This window comes from Rhizohabitans arisaemae (genome assembly GCF_025996515.1).
Classification (GTDB): Bacteria; Actinomycetota; Actinomycetes; order Streptosporangiales; family Streptosporangiaceae; genus Rhizohabitans; species Rhizohabitans arisaemae.
The window spans coordinates 919,548-935,571 of record NZ_BLRH01000009.1; the positions used below are offsets into that span (position 1 = coordinate 919,548).

Annotated in this window: 17 protein-coding genes; 13 read left to right on the top strand and 4 right to left on the bottom strand. The window is 71.2% G+C overall.

The window, feature by feature from the left end; genetic code table 11:
• Positions 1-16: 16 nt before the first annotated feature.
• The 6 genes from RUR_RS04940 (at position 17) to RUR_RS04965 (ending at position 6,626) form a co-directional block, all read left to right on the top strand.
• Positions 17-1,339 (top strand): helix-turn-helix domain-containing protein, encoded by a 1,323-nt coding sequence (locus RUR_RS04940; RefSeq protein WP_283133649.1) that lies wholly within the window; start codon positions 17-19, stop codon positions 1,337-1,339.
• Entirely contained in the window at positions 1,336-1,617 is a 282-nt protein-coding gene (locus RUR_RS04945; RefSeq protein ID WP_283133650.1) for a YciI family protein, read from the top strand. Before RUR_RS04940 ends, RUR_RS04945 begins: the two co-directional genes overlap by 4 nt.
• Before the next feature lie 36 nt (positions 1,618-1,653).
• Positions 1,654-3,237: a hypothetical protein gene (locus RUR_RS04950; RefSeq protein WP_283133651.1), complete on the top strand. Its 1,584-nt coding sequence runs from the start codon at positions 1,654-1,656 to the stop codon at positions 3,235-3,237.
• A 542-nt stretch (positions 3,238-3,779) separates the two neighbouring features.
• Positions 3,780-4,415: a GOLPH3/VPS74 family protein gene (locus RUR_RS04955; protein ID WP_283133652.1), complete on the top strand. Its 636-nt coding sequence runs from the start codon at positions 3,780-3,782 to the stop codon at positions 4,413-4,415.
• An 88-nt stretch (positions 4,416-4,503) separates the two neighbouring features.
• On the top strand, positions 4,504-6,015 hold the full coding sequence (locus RUR_RS04960) for an APC family permease (protein ID WP_283133653.1): 1,512 nt from the start codon (positions 4,504-4,506) through the stop codon (positions 6,013-6,015).
• A 5-nt stretch (positions 6,016-6,020) separates the two neighbouring features.
• Positions 6,021-6,626 carry a GNAT family N-acetyltransferase gene (locus tag RUR_RS04965; protein ID WP_283133654.1) on the top strand — a complete coding sequence of 202 codons (606 nt, stop codon included), beginning with the start codon at positions 6,021-6,023 and terminating at the stop codon, positions 6,624-6,626.
• A gap of 56 nt (positions 6,627-6,682) precedes the next feature.
• Here the strand turns inward: RUR_RS04965 and ahpD are convergent, their stop codons facing one another.
• Both ahpD and RUR_RS04975 read right to left on the bottom strand, forming a co-directional pair.
• Positions 6,683-7,222, bottom strand: a complete 540-nt coding sequence (gene ahpD, locus RUR_RS04970) for an alkylhydroperoxidase, AhpD family (protein ID WP_283133655.1) — start codon at positions 7,220-7,222, stop codon at positions 6,683-6,685.
• Positions 7,219-7,773, bottom strand: coding sequence for a peroxiredoxin (locus RUR_RS04975; protein WP_283133656.1), 555 nt, complete (start codon positions 7,771-7,773; stop codon positions 7,219-7,221). Before RUR_RS04975 ends, ahpD begins: the two co-directional genes overlap by 4 nt.
• 140 nt (positions 7,774-7,913) lie before the next feature.
• Between RUR_RS04975 and RUR_RS04980 the strand changes: the two genes are divergently transcribed.
• From RUR_RS04980 to RUR_RS04990, 3 genes are all read left to right on the top strand, one after another.
• A complete protein-coding gene (locus tag RUR_RS04980; RefSeq protein WP_283134015.1) occupies positions 7,914-8,825 on the top strand; it encodes a LysR substrate-binding domain-containing protein in 912 nt (303 codons plus the stop codon).
• An 83-nt stretch (positions 8,826-8,908) separates the two neighbouring features.
• A complete protein-coding gene (locus RUR_RS04985) occupies positions 8,909-9,277 on the top strand; it encodes an ArsR/SmtB family transcription factor (protein WP_283133657.1) in 369 nt (122 codons plus the stop codon).
• Entirely contained in the window at positions 9,270-10,214 is a 945-nt protein-coding gene (locus RUR_RS04990; protein ID WP_283133658.1) for a cation diffusion facilitator family transporter, read from the top strand. Before RUR_RS04985 ends, RUR_RS04990 begins: the two co-directional genes overlap by 8 nt.
• Before the next feature lie 93 nt (positions 10,215-10,307).
• On the opposite strand, the gene RUR_RS04995 is transcribed toward RUR_RS04990, so the two are convergent.
• Both RUR_RS04995 and RUR_RS05000 read right to left on the bottom strand, forming a co-directional pair.
• Entirely contained in the window at positions 10,308-11,888 is a 1,581-nt protein-coding gene (locus tag RUR_RS04995) for an ADP-ribosyltransferase domain-containing protein (RefSeq protein WP_283133659.1), read from the bottom strand.
• Between the two features lie 208 nt (positions 11,889-12,096).
• Positions 12,097-13,236: a pyridoxal phosphate-dependent aminotransferase gene (locus tag RUR_RS05000; RefSeq protein ID WP_428846973.1), complete on the bottom strand. Its 1,140-nt coding sequence runs from the start codon at positions 13,234-13,236 to the stop codon at positions 12,097-12,099.
• A gap of 50 nt (positions 13,237-13,286) precedes the next feature.
• Here RUR_RS05000 and RUR_RS05005 point away from each other — a divergent pair, with 50 nt between their 5' ends.
• Genes RUR_RS05005 through RUR_RS05020 form a run of 4 tightly spaced genes read left to right on the top strand, consistent with a single transcriptional unit; the run spans position 13,287 to position 15,981 of the window.
• On the top strand, positions 13,287-14,354 hold the full coding sequence (locus RUR_RS05005) for a DUF418 domain-containing protein (RefSeq protein WP_283133661.1): 1,068 nt from the start codon (positions 13,287-13,289) through the stop codon (positions 14,352-14,354).
• Positions 14,284-15,081 (top strand): carbon-nitrogen hydrolase family protein, encoded by a 798-nt coding sequence (locus RUR_RS05010; protein ID WP_283133662.1) that lies wholly within the window; start codon positions 14,284-14,286, stop codon positions 15,079-15,081. Before RUR_RS05005 ends, RUR_RS05010 begins: the two co-directional genes overlap by 71 nt.
• A gap of 10 nt (positions 15,082-15,091) precedes the next feature.
• Positions 15,092-15,556 carry a hypothetical protein gene (locus RUR_RS05015; protein ID WP_283133663.1) on the top strand — a complete coding sequence of 155 codons (465 nt, stop codon included), beginning with the start codon at positions 15,092-15,094 and terminating at the stop codon, positions 15,554-15,556.
• Positions 15,553-15,981: a hypothetical protein gene (locus RUR_RS05020; protein ID WP_283133664.1), complete on the top strand. Its 429-nt coding sequence runs from the start codon at positions 15,553-15,555 to the stop codon at positions 15,979-15,981. Before RUR_RS05015 ends, RUR_RS05020 begins: the two co-directional genes overlap by 4 nt.
• The last annotated feature ends 43 nt before the right edge of the window (positions 15,982-16,024 follow it).

The window sequence follows — 16,024 nt, forward strand, 5'->3', positions numbered from 1 at the left end:
ACCTGGAGGCGGCAACGTGATCGGCATCATCGGCCCCGAGGACTCGGTCGAGCTCGTGCTCAAGGTCGCCGACGGCCAGGGGCGTGCGGGCGAGGTCACCACCCGGGCCTACGCCCACCCGGAGCAGGCGCCGGACCTCGCCCGGGAGCTGGACGAGCTCTGCCAGGTACTGCTCTTCACCGGGCGGATCCCGCACGCCCTCGCCGAGGCCGCGGGCGGGCTCCGCGCGGAGATCGACTTCATGCCGCACTCCGGGATCGACCTGTACCGCACCCTGTCCCGGATGCTGATCGCCGGTGGCGGCCGGCTCCCCCGGATCAGCGTGGACACCATCGAGGCGGAGATCGTCCGGGAGACCTACGACGACATCGAGCTCACCCCGCCCACCGAGATCCTGCCGATCGCCGACGACGGCGTGCTGCTCTCCTCCGGGGTGGACGAGATCGCCGACTTCCACCGGGCGCGGTATGAGTCCGGCGCGGTCGAGGCCTGCCTCACCTGCCTGGGCGCGGTCCACCGGAAACTGACGGCGGAAGGCGTCCCGGTCTGGCGGGTCGAGCACACCCGCGCCTCGGTCCGGGACGCACTCCGCCGGGCCTGGCTGGCGGCCGAGGTACGGCAGTCTCGGGCCACCCAGATCGCGGTGATGATGATCGCCCTCGCCGAGCCGGCCGTCCGGGAACGGGACCCCTACCGCGCCGAGCTGCAGCGGCTCCGGCTCCGCGAGGCCCTGCTGGAGCACGCCGAGCGGATGCGGGGCCGCCTCACCACCGTGGACGACAGCACCTTCCTGATCACCACCACCCGGGGGACGGTGGAGAGCGCGATCGCGCGGCATCGCGCCGGGCACGCCTCGCTGCTCACCCTGCGCGGGGTGGAGGCCGAGCACGCGGTGGGCCTGGGGACGGGCACCACCATCGCCGCGGCCGAGGACAACGCCCGCAAGGCGCTCACGCTGGGCCGCCAGCACGGGGACACCCAGGTGGTCTTCCCCGACGGGGAGGTGTACTCCAGCCGGGAGACCACGGTGAAGCAGCGGCTGCGCGAGACGGCGCCCGGGGTGCTGCGCATCTCCGAGCAGCTCCGGATCGGGCCGCTCTCCACCCGCCGCCTGCTGGAGGCGCTGCATCAGCTGGACTCGGGCCAGGTGACCGCGCGGGCGCTCGCCGACGCCTACGGGGTGGAGGTCCGCTCGGCGCGGCGGCTGCTCAACTCGCTGCGGGCCGCCGGCTACGCCGAGGAGGCCGGGCTGCACGTGAGCACCGGCGCCGGGCGTCCGCAGACGGTCTACCGGGTGGCGATGCGGCGCCTGATCGGGGCGATCGGGGAGGACACGTGAGGTTTGAGGAGACGTTCCTGGCCACCGCGGTCTTCGCGCCGGACGCGGCCGCCCGGCGCGAGCCGTACCGGGCGGCGCATCTGGCGCACGTCCGCGAACTGATCGAGTCGGGTACGGCGCTGGTGGCCGGGGCCCGGGCGGACCTGACCGCCTCGGTCCTGGTGCTGCGGGCGGCCGACTCGGCCGCCGCCCGCGCCTGTCTGGAGCGGGACCCTTACTGGCGGCACGGGGTGTGGACGGCGATCGACGTGGTCGCCTACCTCGCCGCCGTCGCCTGAGAACACCGCTGTCGTAGAGAACACCGGGAGGTAACCATGTCCGTCGACCGCCGCCCCGTCTCCGGGGTACGGCTGGAGGACGCCGAGCGGTCGCCGCATGCGGCGGGCCTGCTCACCGAAGGGTTCGGCGCCGGCGCCGAGGGCACCCCGGTCCGGCTCGTCGCCGACGCCGGGATGCCCGAGGGCGGTTTCCGGATCGAGGTGCCGGCCGAGGGCGGGATCACCCTGACCGGGGACCCGTTCGCGGGCCTGGTCTACGCCGCCCGGGAACTGACCGGCCTGGTCCGGGACGGCACGCTGCCGACTGGAACGTTCCAGGACGAGCCCGGACTGCCGCTGCGCACCCTGTGGACCTGGGACCACTCCACCAACTGGGACGAGCGGCAGCTCGGCAAGCAGGAGATCGGCGCGCTCAACCCGTACGGCAAGCCGGCCGAGGCGTTCGGCGCCGACTACCGGCGGCTGGTGGACTTCTGCAGCCGGGAGCGGATCGGCGGGATCGTCGTGTACGGGCTGCTGCGGGACGCGCACGGCGGGGTCGAGGCGGCGCGGGAGCTCTGCGAGTACGCAGGCGCCCGCGGTGTGCGGATCGTCGCCGGGGTGGGGATCAACGCCTACGGCGGCGTCTACTTCGACGGCCGGCACCCCTACAACCTCGCCACCTGGCTGCGCGGACGGCCCGACCTCGCCGCCGAGCTGCCGAAGAAGGTGGGCTTCGACATCTCCGACTACGGCGAGCTGCACTTCCCGGCGAGCGAGTACATGATGGCGGCCTGCCCCTCCCACCCGGACAACCTGGCCTGGAACCGGGACGCGATCGCCTGGCTGCTGGACACCCTGCCGGTGGGCGGGATCAACTTCGAGACCGGCGACTACGGCAGCTGCGCCTGCGCCCGCTGCACGGCCCGCACCGGCGGCGAGCGTACCTCGTGGTCATACGAGGCGATGCGCTCGGTCTATCCCGACCTGCTGGAGACCGCCCGCCGCACCGGCCCGGCCGGGACGCCGCTGCGGCACCTGGTCGAGGTCTACTGGGACAACATCTTCGACCTGGAGGCGCAGAAGCCGCTCGCCGACCTCCCGGACGACGTCGCCTACCAGTACTGCGTGAACCGCGGCTACTGGCAGGAGAACCGGGAGCGGCTCACCGCCGAGCACGTAAGCCGGCTGCCGCACTCGGTCAACGTGCTGCGCACCCACGCGGGCTCGCAGTGGAACCGGCAGCGGCACAGCTGGGTGCCCGACCTCTTCGCCGACATGGCGAGCCGAAGCGGAGCCGCCGGACTGCGCGGCCTGACGATCTTCGCCGAACCGTCCGCCTACCACCCGACCAACGAGATCAGCTATCTGGCGTACGCCAGATTCAGCTGGAATCCCACACTGAGCTGGGACGACTTCTGGCGGGAGGAGGTCGCCCCCCGGTTCGGCGGGGACGCCGAGGCGACCGCCTTCAAAGACGGCGCCGCGCTGCTGGAGGACACCGTCGCGACACCCGAGGCGCTCGGCCGGGTGGAGGGCGCGGCGCTGGACATGGTGTCGGCGACCTCCGGCGCGGTACGGCGCCGCTGGCTCTGGCTGGCCGAACGCGCCGCGCGGTACGGCCACGCGGCCCGCGGCTGAGCCGTCCCCAAGCCGATCGTCGTGGCGCCCGTCGGGTCAGGGGCGCCACGACGATCAACCCCGTCCCGGAGACTCCGGTCTTACAGAACGTTTCGGGACGCCCGGAATCCGGTGGAGCCCGTCGCGGGACGGGCGCGGTACCAGGCGGCCGACGGTGCGGTGGCACGGCGTGCGCACAGTCCGGGAAGGGTGTCCGGCGTCGGGCGCGGCACCGGCCGGTACGTCGGCAGGCCGGATTTCGCCGGTTATCGCCTGCCCGAAACCGGGCAACCGCATTGACCGTACCGCGCCGACCGCAGACATCCGATAGTCAAGACTGAATGTCAATTTTCTCTGATCGACATGGATTAGCTATACCTAAGTACGAAGATTTGCTACAAATTACACCCGGGTACACGCCCTGAACGTGAGGTTGCCAGAAATTCCGCAGACGTCCGCCGACCAAGGATGAATTGTGCACTCATGCGACTGCACCGGAAATCCTATCGCTGATTGTGGTTCTCCCCGGTCAGAAGGGTTTTCCGGCGCCGAGGGGAGCAACGGTGCGCCTGGCGGATGAGTTCTTTCTTATTTCCTGGGACACCGCCCACCAGGGAAGACCCCGCCTCAACCCCGGGACGGTCGCGCTCGGCCTCGGCGGCGCGCTCCTCGCCGAACTCATGCTCCAGGACCGGATAACGGTCCGCGGCTCCGAACTCCGGATCCTCAGCTCCCAGCCGGTCGAAGACCCCCTCACCGGGGACTTGCTCGCCCAGATCCGCGACGCCCCCCAGCACACCGGCGTCCGCACCTGGCTCGCCTACCTCGCCGGGGACGCCGTCGAGAACGTGGCGGAACGGATGCGCGAAAGCGACCTCATCCACCGGGAGCAGAGCCGCTCCCTCTGGCGGATCCGGGTCCGGTACCTCGCCGTCGACTTCATCGTCTGCTCCTGGCCCGCGGCGCGGCTCGCGCTGACCCTCACCAAACGGGAGCCGATCGGCCTGTCCGGCATGGTGCTCGCCGGGCTGATGGAGGCCACCGGCCTGTTCGAGTCGGTGGTGTCCAACCCGGCCGACCGGCCCGCGAGCCGTCAATACCTCGACGTGCTCCTGGCGAGCCTTCCCCCGCCGTACGTCGACCTGATCGGGCAGCTGAAGGCCGCGGTCGGCGACGCCGTGCTCGCCTACCGCGGCTGAGAAACCCCCTGAGATCCGTAAGACCCACTGTTCCCAGGACCCGTCGTTCTTAAGACCGTGCACGTCCGGACCCACAGGAGACACGTCCATGGCCCCCCGAACCAACGGCACCGACAGAATCAGCGCCACACTCGCCGCGAACCGGCTGGGCGTCGGAGCCGTCGTCTACTTCGTCCTGTCCGCGGCCGCCCCGCTCACCGTGGTCGCCGGAGTCGTGACCACCGGATACGCGGTGACCGGCATCATCGGACTCCCCATAGCGTTCCTGGCGGTCGGCGCGGTGATCGCCGTGTTCGCCGTCGGCTACGTCGCGATGGCACGGCACATGGCGAACGCCGGCGCCTTCTACTCCTACATCGCGCAAGGGCTCGGCAGGCCCGCGGGCGTGGGCGGCGCCTGGGTGGCCCTCACCGCCTACAACGCGCTTCAGGTCGGCCTGTACGGCGCTTTCGGCGCCGCGGCCGCCCCGCTGCTGGAGCAGTGGCTCTCCCTCAGCCTGGAGTGGTGGCTGCTCGGCCTGATCGCCTGGGCCCTCGTCGCGGCGCTCGGCCTGATGCGGGTGGACTTCAACGGCACCATCCTCGCCGTCCTGATCACCGCCGAGATCGTGGTGATCCTGCTGTTCAACCTGGCCGACCTGGTCAACCCGGCCGCCGGAGGGGTCGCCACCACCGCGACCGTCTTCTCCCCCGGCGCCCTGTTCGCCCCGGGGGTCGGCGCCCTGCTGGTCATCGCCGTCACCGGATTCGTCGGCTTCGAATCCTCGGTGGTCTTCTCCGAGGAGAGCCGGGACCCGCGCCGGACCGTCCCCTACGCCACCTACATCTCCATCGCGGTGATCGCCGGCCTCTACGCCTTCTCCTCCTGGGCGATGACCATGGCCGTCGGCGCGGACCGGATCGTCGAGTTCTCTCAGAAGAACGCCACCGAGACCATCTTCGTCCTCGCCGCCGACCATCTCGGCGCGACCATCGTCGACATCGCCCGGGTCCTCTTCGCCACCAGCGTCTTCGCCGCCGCCGTCTCCTTCCACAACACGACCTCCCGGTACATCTTCGCCCTCGGCCGGGAGCGGGTCCTGCCCGCGTACTTCGGCAAGACCAGCGCGCGAACCGGAGCCCCCCGCTCGGGCTCCATCGCACAGAGCGTCCTCGGCTTCACGGTGATCGTCGTCTTCGCCGTGCTCGGCCTCGACCCGGTCGTCGACCTCTTCTACAAGGCCGGCACCCTCGGCGGCTTCGGCGTGCTCCTGCTCATCACCGCGACCTCCCTCTCGGTCCTGCGCTACTTCGCCCGGAACCCTGGCGGGGAGAACGTCTGGCGGCGGCTGATCGCACCGGGCGTCGCCTGCGTCCTGCTGGGGGTCTTCTCCTACCTCGCGGTCAGCAACTTCACCACCCTCCTCGGCGTCCCGCCGGACTCGGCCCTCGGCTGGGTCCTCCCCGGCCTGTACCTGGTGGCCGCCGTCGGCGGCCTGCTCTGGGGCCTGTCCCTGCGCGGTCGCAACCCCGAGGTGTACGCCCGGATCGGCCTCGGCGCCAAGGCCGCGGCCGGCGACCCGGCGACCGGGCCCACGCCCACCGCGACCGCGGGGAGATGAACCCGATGACCCTCCCCGCCATCCGTCGCGCCGAACCCGCCGAAGCCGAGCCGGTCTCCGCCCTCGTGGCGACGGCCTTCCTGCACCTGCCCGCGCTGAACTGGCTGGTGCCCGACTCCGGCGCCCGCCTGGAGACGATGACCGCGAATCTGCGGATCTTCGTCGAGCACGCCCTGGAGCACGGCCACGTGGACCTGGTGGACCCCGGCCACGCCGCCGCGGTCTGGCTCCCGCGGACCGGGCCGCTCCCCGAACCCGAGGACTACGACAAGCGCCTCGCCGACGCCGTGGGCCCGTGGCTCGACCGCTTCACCGCGCTGGACGCCCTGTTCGAGGCGAACCATCCGCACGAGCCCCACCACCACCTCGTCTTCCTCGCCGTACGCCCCGGGCACCAGCGGCGGGGGCTCGGCGGCGCGCTGCTCCGGCGGCACCACGCCGTCCTGGACGAGGCCGGCGTCGCCGGCTACCTGGAGGCGAGCAGCCCGGGAAGCCGCGAACTGTACCTGCGCCACGGTTACCGGGCCCACGAGCCGTTCCACCTGCCGGACGGCACACCGTTCTGGCCGATGTGGCGGCCTCCGGCCGGGGAGTGGGGCGGCGCGGGCTGACCCGGGAACGCCGGACGCGTGGCAGGGTGACCCCGCCACGCGTCCGCGGCCCGAGATCAGACGGCGCTGAGGACCGACTCGGCCTCCAGCGTCGCGGCGACCGCGTTGACCACCGCGGCGATCCGGATCGCCTCCTGGATCTGCTCCCGGGGCACGCCCGACTCCCGCAGCACCCGCTCGTGCGACTCCAGGCAGCGTCCGCAGCCGTTGATCGCCGACACCGCGAGGCACCAGAGCTCGAAGTCGACCTTGTCGACCCCCGGGTTCCCGATGACGGTCATGCGCAGCCTGGCCGGGAGCGTCGTGTACGTCTCGTCACCGATCAGGTGGACCGAGCGGTAGTAGACGTTGTTCATCGCCATGATCGCGGCGGCCGCCTTGGCCGCGTCGAACGCCTCCGCGCCGAGCACGCCGCGCGCCTCGGCGGCCACGCCCGTGATCACTTGCGTCGACCGGGTCGCGGCGGCGCAGGCGAGCAGCGTGCCCCAGAGCCGCTGATCGGTGAGCGAGGAGGTCGTCGTCAGCGAGCCCAGGTTGAGCTTGAGATCCTTGGCGTACGGCGGCAGCGCCTCCTTCAGCGCCTGGACGCCGGTCATGCCCCCGCCATAAGCCGCTGCGCGTCCAGACCGGCCTCGCCCTTGTTCCAGTTGCACGGGCACAGCTCGTCGGACTGGAGCGCGTCCAGCACCCGCAGGACCTCCTTGACGTTGCGGCCGACCGAGCCCGCGGTCACCATGGCGAACTGGATCTCGTTGTTCGGATCCACGACGAAGGTGGCGCGCTGGGCGACGCCGTCCTCACCGAGGATGCCGCACGCCTCCGACAGCTCGCGCTTGATGTCCGAGAGCATCGGGAACGGCAGGTCGCGCAGGTCTGGGTGGTCCTTGCGCCACGCGTGGTGCACGTACTCGGAGTCGATCGACACGCCGAGGACCTGGGTGTCCCGGTCGGCGAACTCGCCTTCGAGGCGGCCGAACTCGGCGATCTCGGTGGGACAGATGAAGGTGAAGTCCTTCGGCCAGAAGAAGACGACCCGCCACTTGCCCTCGTAGGTCTTGTGGTCGATCGTCTCGAACGCCTTGTCGGCGTCGAGGTCGACGCAGGCGGTGAGTTCATAGGTCGGGAAATGGTCACCGATGGTGAGCAAAGCGGGGTCCCCCCAAGTGAAAAAGTCTCCGTTGACTGTGGGTTCAGCCTGCCGCACATACTATTGATTGGAGAAATCGACCAGGGACAACTCACTGAAAGGATCTCCCTATCAGTCCGCCGAGCCCCACCCTCGCCCAGCTGCGGGCATTCCTCGCCGTAGCCGAACACCTCCACTTCCGGGAGGCGGCCGGCGAGCTCCGGATGAGCCAGCCCGCGCTCTCCAGCGCCGTCTCCGCGCTGGAGGAGATCCTCGCCACCCGGCTGCTGGAGCGGACCACCCGCCGGGTCCTTCTGACCCCCGCGGGCACCCGGGTGGCCGAGCACGCCCGGCGGGTCCTGGCCGGCATGGACGAGCTGATGGAGGAGGCCGCCACGGTCCGGGAGCCGTTCACCGGCCCGATCCACCTGGGCGTCATCCCCACCGTCGCGCCGTACCTGCTCCCCGCGATGCTGCCGATGTTCGCCCGCAGGTTCCCCGGCATCAAGCTGACCGTGCACGAGGCCAAGACCGAGACGATCGTGGAGGAGGCCAAGGAGGGGCGGCTCGATCTGATCCTGCTCGCCCTGCCGGGCGAGGCCCCGGGCCTGGTGGAGCAGCCGCTCTACGACGAGGAGTTCCTGCTGGCCGTGCCCGCGGCCCACCCCCTCGCCCACGGGGACGGCCCGGTCACCCGCGAGGTCCTGCGCGGGCTCGACATCGTCCTGCTCAACCAGGGTCACTGCCTGCGCGAGCAGGCGATCGACGTCTGCCGCGAGGTGGGCACCCGCGCGACCGCCGCCACGTACGCCACCAGCCTGCCCACCCTGGTCCAGCTGGTCGCCGGGGGTCTCGGGGTGACCCTGCTGCCGGAGTCGGCGGTGCCGGTGGAGGCCGGTCGACGGGTCCCGGTGCGGGTACGGCGGTTCGCGGACCCGGCGCCGGGTCGCCGGATCGGTCTGGCCTATCGCGCGACCTCGCCCCGCCTGGCGGAGTTCGCGCAGGTGGCCAAGGCCGTACGGGGCGCGGTGCGGGCGCGCCGCCTGCCGGTCACGGTATTTCAGGAAGGTTAGGTTTCCCTAAGCGCTAGCGCGGAGACACCGGGGCGGGGTATGGTTTCCCGGAATACCTGAGTAGTTGTTCAGAGATTGTGGATATGAACACCGTTACCGCTCTCGACGGGTGCGTCACCCGCGCTCCCGACACCGCCAAGGTGGCGGCGACCCGCGACCGGCTCGTCACCCCGGCGGAGGCCGGCCGCCTGGCCGACCTGTTCAAACTCCTGGGCGACCCGACCCGGGCCCGGCTGCTCTACGCGCTGCTCGAAGCCGGGGAGCTCTGTGTCTGCGACCTCGCCGCCACGGTCGAGGTCTCCGACACCGCCGTCTCGCACGCCCTGCGGCTCCTGCGCACGGCGGGCATCGTCGCGAGCCGCCGGGACGGCCGGATGATCTACTACCGGCTCGCCGACTCCCACGTCCGCCTCCTTCTGGACCTAAGCCTGGAGCACCTGCGCCATGAGTGATCACGGACACGGCCACGGCCACGCGGTGAGCGCCGACTCAGACCGGCGGTACCTGAGCGGAGCCCTCGTACTGCTCCTGTCGTTCATGACCGTCGAGGTGGTCGTCGGAGTCGTCGCCAACTCCCTGGCGCTCATCTCCGACGCCGGCCACATGCTCACCGACACCAGCGCCATCGCGCTCGCCCTGGTCGCGGCCCGGCTCGCCGCCCGGCCCGCCAAAGGCGCCTACACCTTCGGCTGGAAGCGCGCGGAGATCGTCTCCGCGGCGATCAACGGCCTCACCTTCGTGGTCCTGGTCGTCTACTTCGTCTACGAGGGCATCCGGCGGCTGATCGAGCCCCCGGAGGTGACCGGGCTGCTCGTGGTGGTCACCGGGCTCGCCGGGATCGCCGTCAACGTGGCCGCCACCTGGCTGCTCGCCAAGGCCAACCGGGACAGCCTCAACGTGGAAGGCGCCTACCAGCACGTCCTGAACGACCTGTACGCCTTCATCGCCACCACCGTGGCCGGAGTGATCGTCTGGCTCACCGGCTGGGCCCGCGCCGACGCGATCGCCGCCCTGGTCGTGGCCGCGCTCATGGCCAAGGCCGCCTACTCCCTGCTCCGCGACTCGGGCCGCATCCTCTTCGAGGCGGCCCCCGCCGGGCTCGACCCAGGTCAGGTGGAGACCGAGCTCACCGCCCACCCCCGGGTGACCGAGGTGCACGACCTGCACATCTGGACGGTGACCAGCGGCTTCCCCGCGCTGTCCGCGCACGTCATCGTGGAGGAGGGCAGCGACTGCCACGCGGTGCGCAGAGAGCTCGCCACGCTCCTGCACGACCGCTTCCACATCGACCACACCACCCTGGAAGTCGACCACGGCACCCCGGAAGACGCCCCCCACCCCGCCCACGCCTGCACCCCCTGCACCCCGGTCAAAGCCGGAGCGCACTAGCCGACGCCCGGTACGGGCCTCCGCGCCGGGTCCTCCCGCCAGGAGGCGGAGGGCCCGAGCCGCCGCAGGCCGTACCGGACACGGGTGCGGCCTTCAGGTCACCGGGCTCCGGTCCTCCAGTTCGGTCAGCCGGACCGTGCACAGGCCCCCGCGTTCGGACGTCACGCCGGTCACCTTGAGCCGGGTGCCAGGGGCCAGGATGAACTCCTCCTCGCCGGCGAAGGCGGAGAACCCGCCGATGCCCACGGCCCGCACGGGGAGCACCTCGAACAGCGTCCGCCTGCCGCGGTCGCCGAGAGAAACCCGGGCCACGTCGGGATTCGAAGTGCACGAGGACCCGCCCCACCATGTCACGGTCCGGCCGAGCGGATACCGCGCCTTCAGGTTCAGGCCCACCCCGCGCCACAGGGGCTCGGTCCGCGTCGGCAGGCGCGACACGGCCGAGAAGAGGAGTCGTAGATAGGCGTAGTAGGCGACGACCTGCGTGCGGTCCGGGTTGCGCAGGGCCGCGTTGACCTGCCGGGAGAACGCCGGATCGCAGGTGTAGAGGTGGAGTGCCGCGGCCTCGTCGGCGGACAGGCCGCCGACCGAGGTGTTCGCGTACTCCTTGCCGAACCGGTGCGACCGGTCCAGCCGCCGGTCGAGACCCGGCACCAGCCTGGCCGCGGAGGTGAGGCCGTGGCGGAAGTCCATGAGGGGGGTGCGGAAGACCCCCCTGATCGGGGGGAGTTCCAGACCCTCGTGCTTGACGCTCTCGAGACGTTCGAGATACAGCGGGTTCGGTTCCATGGTGGCGGTGCTGAACGCCCCGGTGCGGGCGGCTGCGTCCTCGTCCACCCCACCGGTCCGCGGCCGGTTCCACCCCTTGCTCGGCAGCCAGTCGATCTCGTCTGCGCCCAGCGCGTCGAGCGCCATGTTCACCACGCCGAAGTGGTTCCCGTCGCAGAAGACGCCGCGCTGCGCCGTCGGGTTGGGGTGGTCGATGTGCCAGACCTTCACCTCGGGATACTTCCTCTGGATACGCGGCACCGCGTCCTTCAAGCCGGGGGCATGATCCCCCCACCACGCGAACACGACACCGCGGTCCTCCTCGCCGGCGCTTTGCTTGGCCTTGAGGATCTCCTCGACGACCTTCTCCACGACCGGTCGCCAGAACGCGGTGTGCCGGTCGGCGGCCATCGCGTCGCCACCGGCGGTGAGCGCCGCGTTGAGCAGCAGCACGCCCTGGGTGAGCATCGCCTGGAACCACTCCGGCGGCTGCACCGTGTCGTGCTCTTTCAGCAGTTTGCGGATGTCGGCGATCGGCGTCCTCTTGGGGATGCCGTGCTTCCACATCGCCGCCGCCTTCACGACGGAGCGGATGGAGACGACCCGGCCCAACCGGCTGTCGCCCCAGTCGTGGAAGGTGTTGTCGAACATGGCGATGCCGGTGGCGCTCCCAGCCGTGAGGTAGGGGTTCTGGCCGAAGACCACGACCTTCCACTTGTGCGGCGGATTGGGCTTGAGCGCCTGGAAGGTGAGTTCCCGGACGGGTACGACCTGCGGGCTGCGGCCCGGGCCGATAAAGGTGGCCGCGTCCGGTTGTGCCTCGATGACCGGCTTCAGCAGCGGCAGCCACGGCTCGCCGCCGGTGAACAGTTCGGCGAGGGCCAGCGGGTCGCTGGTGTCGCTCATCGCGGGCTCCCGAGTTTGCGAACCGTGCAGGTCGTGGCACGGACGATCGGATGGATCGGAGAACCGGAAAGCCCACCCGTCGGCGCGCGTGGGCGGGCTTCCCGCAGACACCGGTTGGGTCGACGCCATGATCCGCGGAAGACCCACGGCAGGCTGGTCCCGGCCCGGCCCGGCTCGGCCCGGCTCGGCTCGGCTCGGCTCGGGGAGCTCAGCCGAGGCGTTTGATGCGGTCCACGGCTTCGTCGATGACCTCGTCGCGTTTGCAGAAGGCGAATCTGATGTACGGCCGTCCGGCGGCGACGTCGTCGTAGAAGACCTGGGTGGGGACGGCGACGACGCCGCAGAGCCCGGGCAGGCGGCGGGCGAGGTCCAGGCCGTCGGTGAAGCCGAGCGGGCGGATGTCGGCCTGGACGAAGTAGGTGCCTGCCGGGCGGTAGACGGTGAACCCGGCCGAGGCCAGGCCGTCGGCGAGGCGGTCCCGCTTGGCCTGCAGCGCCGTACGGAGCCCGTCCACCCAGGGCATCTCCTCGCTCAGGGCGTAGGCCACGGCCCGCTGCCAGGGGGCGCCCATGGTGAAGGTGGTGAACTGCTTCACGGTCTGGACGGCCTGGACGCAGTGCCGGGGGGCCCGCACCCATCCGGTCTTCCAGCCGGTCACCGAGAAGGTCTTCCCCGCGGAGGAGATCATGACGGTCCGGTCCCGCATGCCGGGGAAGACGGCGAGCGGGATGTGCTCGACCGCGTCGAAGGTCAGGTGCTCGTAGACCTCGTCGGTGATCGCGGTCAGGTCGTGCTCCACGCAGAGCTCGGCGATCGCCGCCAGCTCCTCCCGGGTGAAGACGGTGCCCGTGGGGTTGTGCGGGGAGTTGACCAGGATCAGCCGGGTCCGCGGGGTCACCGCCGCCCGCAGCTCGTCCGGGTCGAAGGTGAACCGGCCCAGCTCCGGGCGGAGGGTGACCGGCTTGCGCACCGCGCCCGCGAGCGCGATCGCCGCGGCGTAGGAGTCGTAGTACGGCTCGAAGACGATCACCTCGTCGCCGGGCTCGGCGAGGGCGAGGATCGAGGTGGCGATGGCCTCGGTGGCCCCGACGGTGACCAGGACCTCGCCGTCGGGGTCGTAGGCGAGCCCGTACCGGGCCCGGGTCGTCTCGGCGATCTCCCGCCGGAGCTCGGGGAGACCCGGCCCGGGGGGATACTGGTTCGCCCCGCCGCGGATCGCCTCGACCGCGCGCTCCAGCATCGCGGCGGGTCCGTCGGTGTCGGGGAACCCCTGGCCGAGGTTGATCGACTCGGTTCGCACCGCAAGCGCGGTCATCTCGGCGAAGATGGTGGTGCCAAACTCCCGCATACGGGTCACTAGCGCCTCATTCACACAGCTCACCATAGCTTGAGGAGCCCATGGACGATCTCCCCCCACGGCGCGTTCACTCCATCGACGTGCTCCGTGGCTTCGCGCTGTGCGGCATCACCGTGGTGAACACCTGGCAGCACACCACCGCGCACCCCGCCGGACCCACCGTCTTCGACGACGCGATCGGCACGTTCCTGCAGGGCAGGTTCTACCCGATCTTCTCCCTGCTCTTCGGGGTGAGCTTCGTCCTCTTCCTCCGCTCGGCGCGCCGGCGCACCACCCGGCCCCGCCGGGCCATGCTCCGCCGTCTGGCCGTCCTCGCGCTCCTCGGGCTCGCCCACCGTCAGATCTACCCGGGCGAGGTCCTGCTCCCCTACGCCGCCTACGGCCTCGTCGTCCTCCTCCCGGCTAGTTTCCTGCCCCGCGCGGCCGTCCTGTCGGCGGGGGTGATCGGGACTCCCCTCGTCCTCGCGCTGGACAGCGACCCCTACCTGCTCATCGCCGGTCTCTTCCTGATCGGCGCGGCCGCGGCCGAGTACGGGCTGGTCGACCGGCTCGACCGGCTCCCGGCCACGCCGCTGCTGATCGTCGCGGTCGTCGGCGCGCTCGCCGGCCTCCCCCCGGCGATCCTCGACCTCGGCTCCGGACTCGTCTGGGTCGACTACGCCGCCGGAGTCGTCGGCGGCGTCGTCTACTGCGCCGCCGTCCTGCTCCTGCTGCGCACCCCGGCGCGGCGCGCCCTGACGGCGGTGCTGGAGCCGCTCGGCCGGATCGCGCTCACCGCCTACCTCACCGCCACCCTGGCCATCCTCGCCGCCCTGCCGATCCTGGAAGCCGACCCGACCGGGATCGGCTTCGTGGCCGTCCCCGCGGTGATCCTCGCCGTGCAGACCGTCTTCGCCCGGCTCTGGCTGCGCCGGTTCCGGCACGGGCCGCTGGAGTGGGTCTGGCACCTTTTCGCCTGGGGGGTCGCGCGCGGGCCCGTACCCAAGGCCGTCGCGGCGCCCGTTTCCGAGAACGGCGGATTGGCGGCAGACTGGTCGGGTGACGCGCATCGCCCTCTGCCAGACCACGCTCAGCGACGAGCCGAAGACCAACCTGGGACGGGTCCGTGAGGCCCTGGCCCGGGCGTCCGACGGCGGCGCCGAGCTCGCGATCTTCCCTGAGGCCACGTTGAGCCGATTCCACCCCGGGCTCAGGGACGTCGCCGAGCCGCTCGACGGACCCTTCGTCTCCGCGGTCGCGGAGGCGGCCCGCGCCGCCGGGACGGCGGTGATCCTGGGGACGTTCGAACCCGCCGGCGACGGCCGGGTGTACAACACCTCGATCGCGCTGGACGCCTCCGGGGCTCTGGCCGGCTCCTATCGGAAGATCCACCTGTTCGACTCCTTCGGCCAGCGGGAGTCCGAGCTCGTCGCACCGGGCGACGACCCCGTGACGGTGGAGGTCGCCGGGCTGAGGGTCGGCCTGATCACCTGCTACGACATCCGGTTCCCCGAGCTCGCCCGCGCCCTGATGGACGAGGGGGCCGAGCTGCTCGCCGTGATCGCCGCCTGGGGCACGGGCGTGTTCAAGGAGGAGCACTGGGTCACGCTGGTCCGAGCACGGGCGATCGAGAACACGGTCTGGACCGCCGCCGTCGGCATGGCGGCCGACCCCGGGCGGCCGAGCGTGTACGGGGTGGGCCGCAGCATGCTCGTCGACCCGCTCGGCGTGGTGGCCGCCGACCTCGGCCCGTACGCGGCGGTACGCGTCGTGGAAACCGACCCCGAGCTGACAAAACGGGTCCGGAGTACTTTGCCGTCCCTGGAACATCGCCGCCTGGGCGGCAACAGATCTTAAAGTGATGACTGTGCGAGAGCCAGATCATGGGCGTAGAACCCAGATGCAGAAGGTCATCCCGCCCCGGTTGCTCGTGCCCTACCTGGCCGGGGAGCGGACTGTGATCTCGGGATACGTCTACCGCGTGCAGGACTGCACCCGCCTGACGACGCCCGCCAAGCTCTACCACGGGCTTGACCTGGGGTTCGACGGTTCCGAGCTGAGCGCCGGGGTGCCCGAGCTCTACCTGCTCCGGTGGTTCGCCCGCGACACCGACTCCTACGTGGTCCCCTACGGTCCCCACATGGGCGGTGACTGGAACGATTCACCGCCTTTCGCCGGGAACGGGTTCACGACCAGCCGGGAGCACGTCGTCCCGCAGTTCCACACCATGCCGATGCCCATCCCCGCGGGAGCGGAGATCATCCATGTGTCCTCCCGGGGCGAGGAGCCGTTCGCCTGGTTCGACGGGCTGCTCTGGCAGCGTCCCGCATGAGTGACCACGAGGCGGGCGTGCACGGTTTCATCGCCCACTACCAGGGCAGGTCCTACGCGGCCAACCTCGGCCCCGGCGAGGACGACGTCGTCCTGTTCGCCGAGACCGCGCAGGAGGGGTGGCAGGCCGCGCCCGGGTACTGGTGGCTGCGGGTCAGCCGGGGCAGGCTCACCTGGCTGGTGCTGCTGCGCACCGTCGGGGTGTTCGCCGGCGAGCCGTGCATGGTCCTCGGCGAGGAGGCCGACGGGCTGCACATCGCCTACGCCGGTCACGACGGGGTCCAGGCCGACGCCATCGGCTACTGGCAGGTCGACCACGGCGCCTACGAGGTGGTCGTACCCCCGGAGGAGGTCCAGTCGACCCGGGTCGAACGGATCGACCTGCCGGCCGGGACCGGCTGGCGGCCCCACCCGCCGGCCGACTGACCAACCTTCCCGGGATTTGTTACGACTTCGAGGGATATGTACG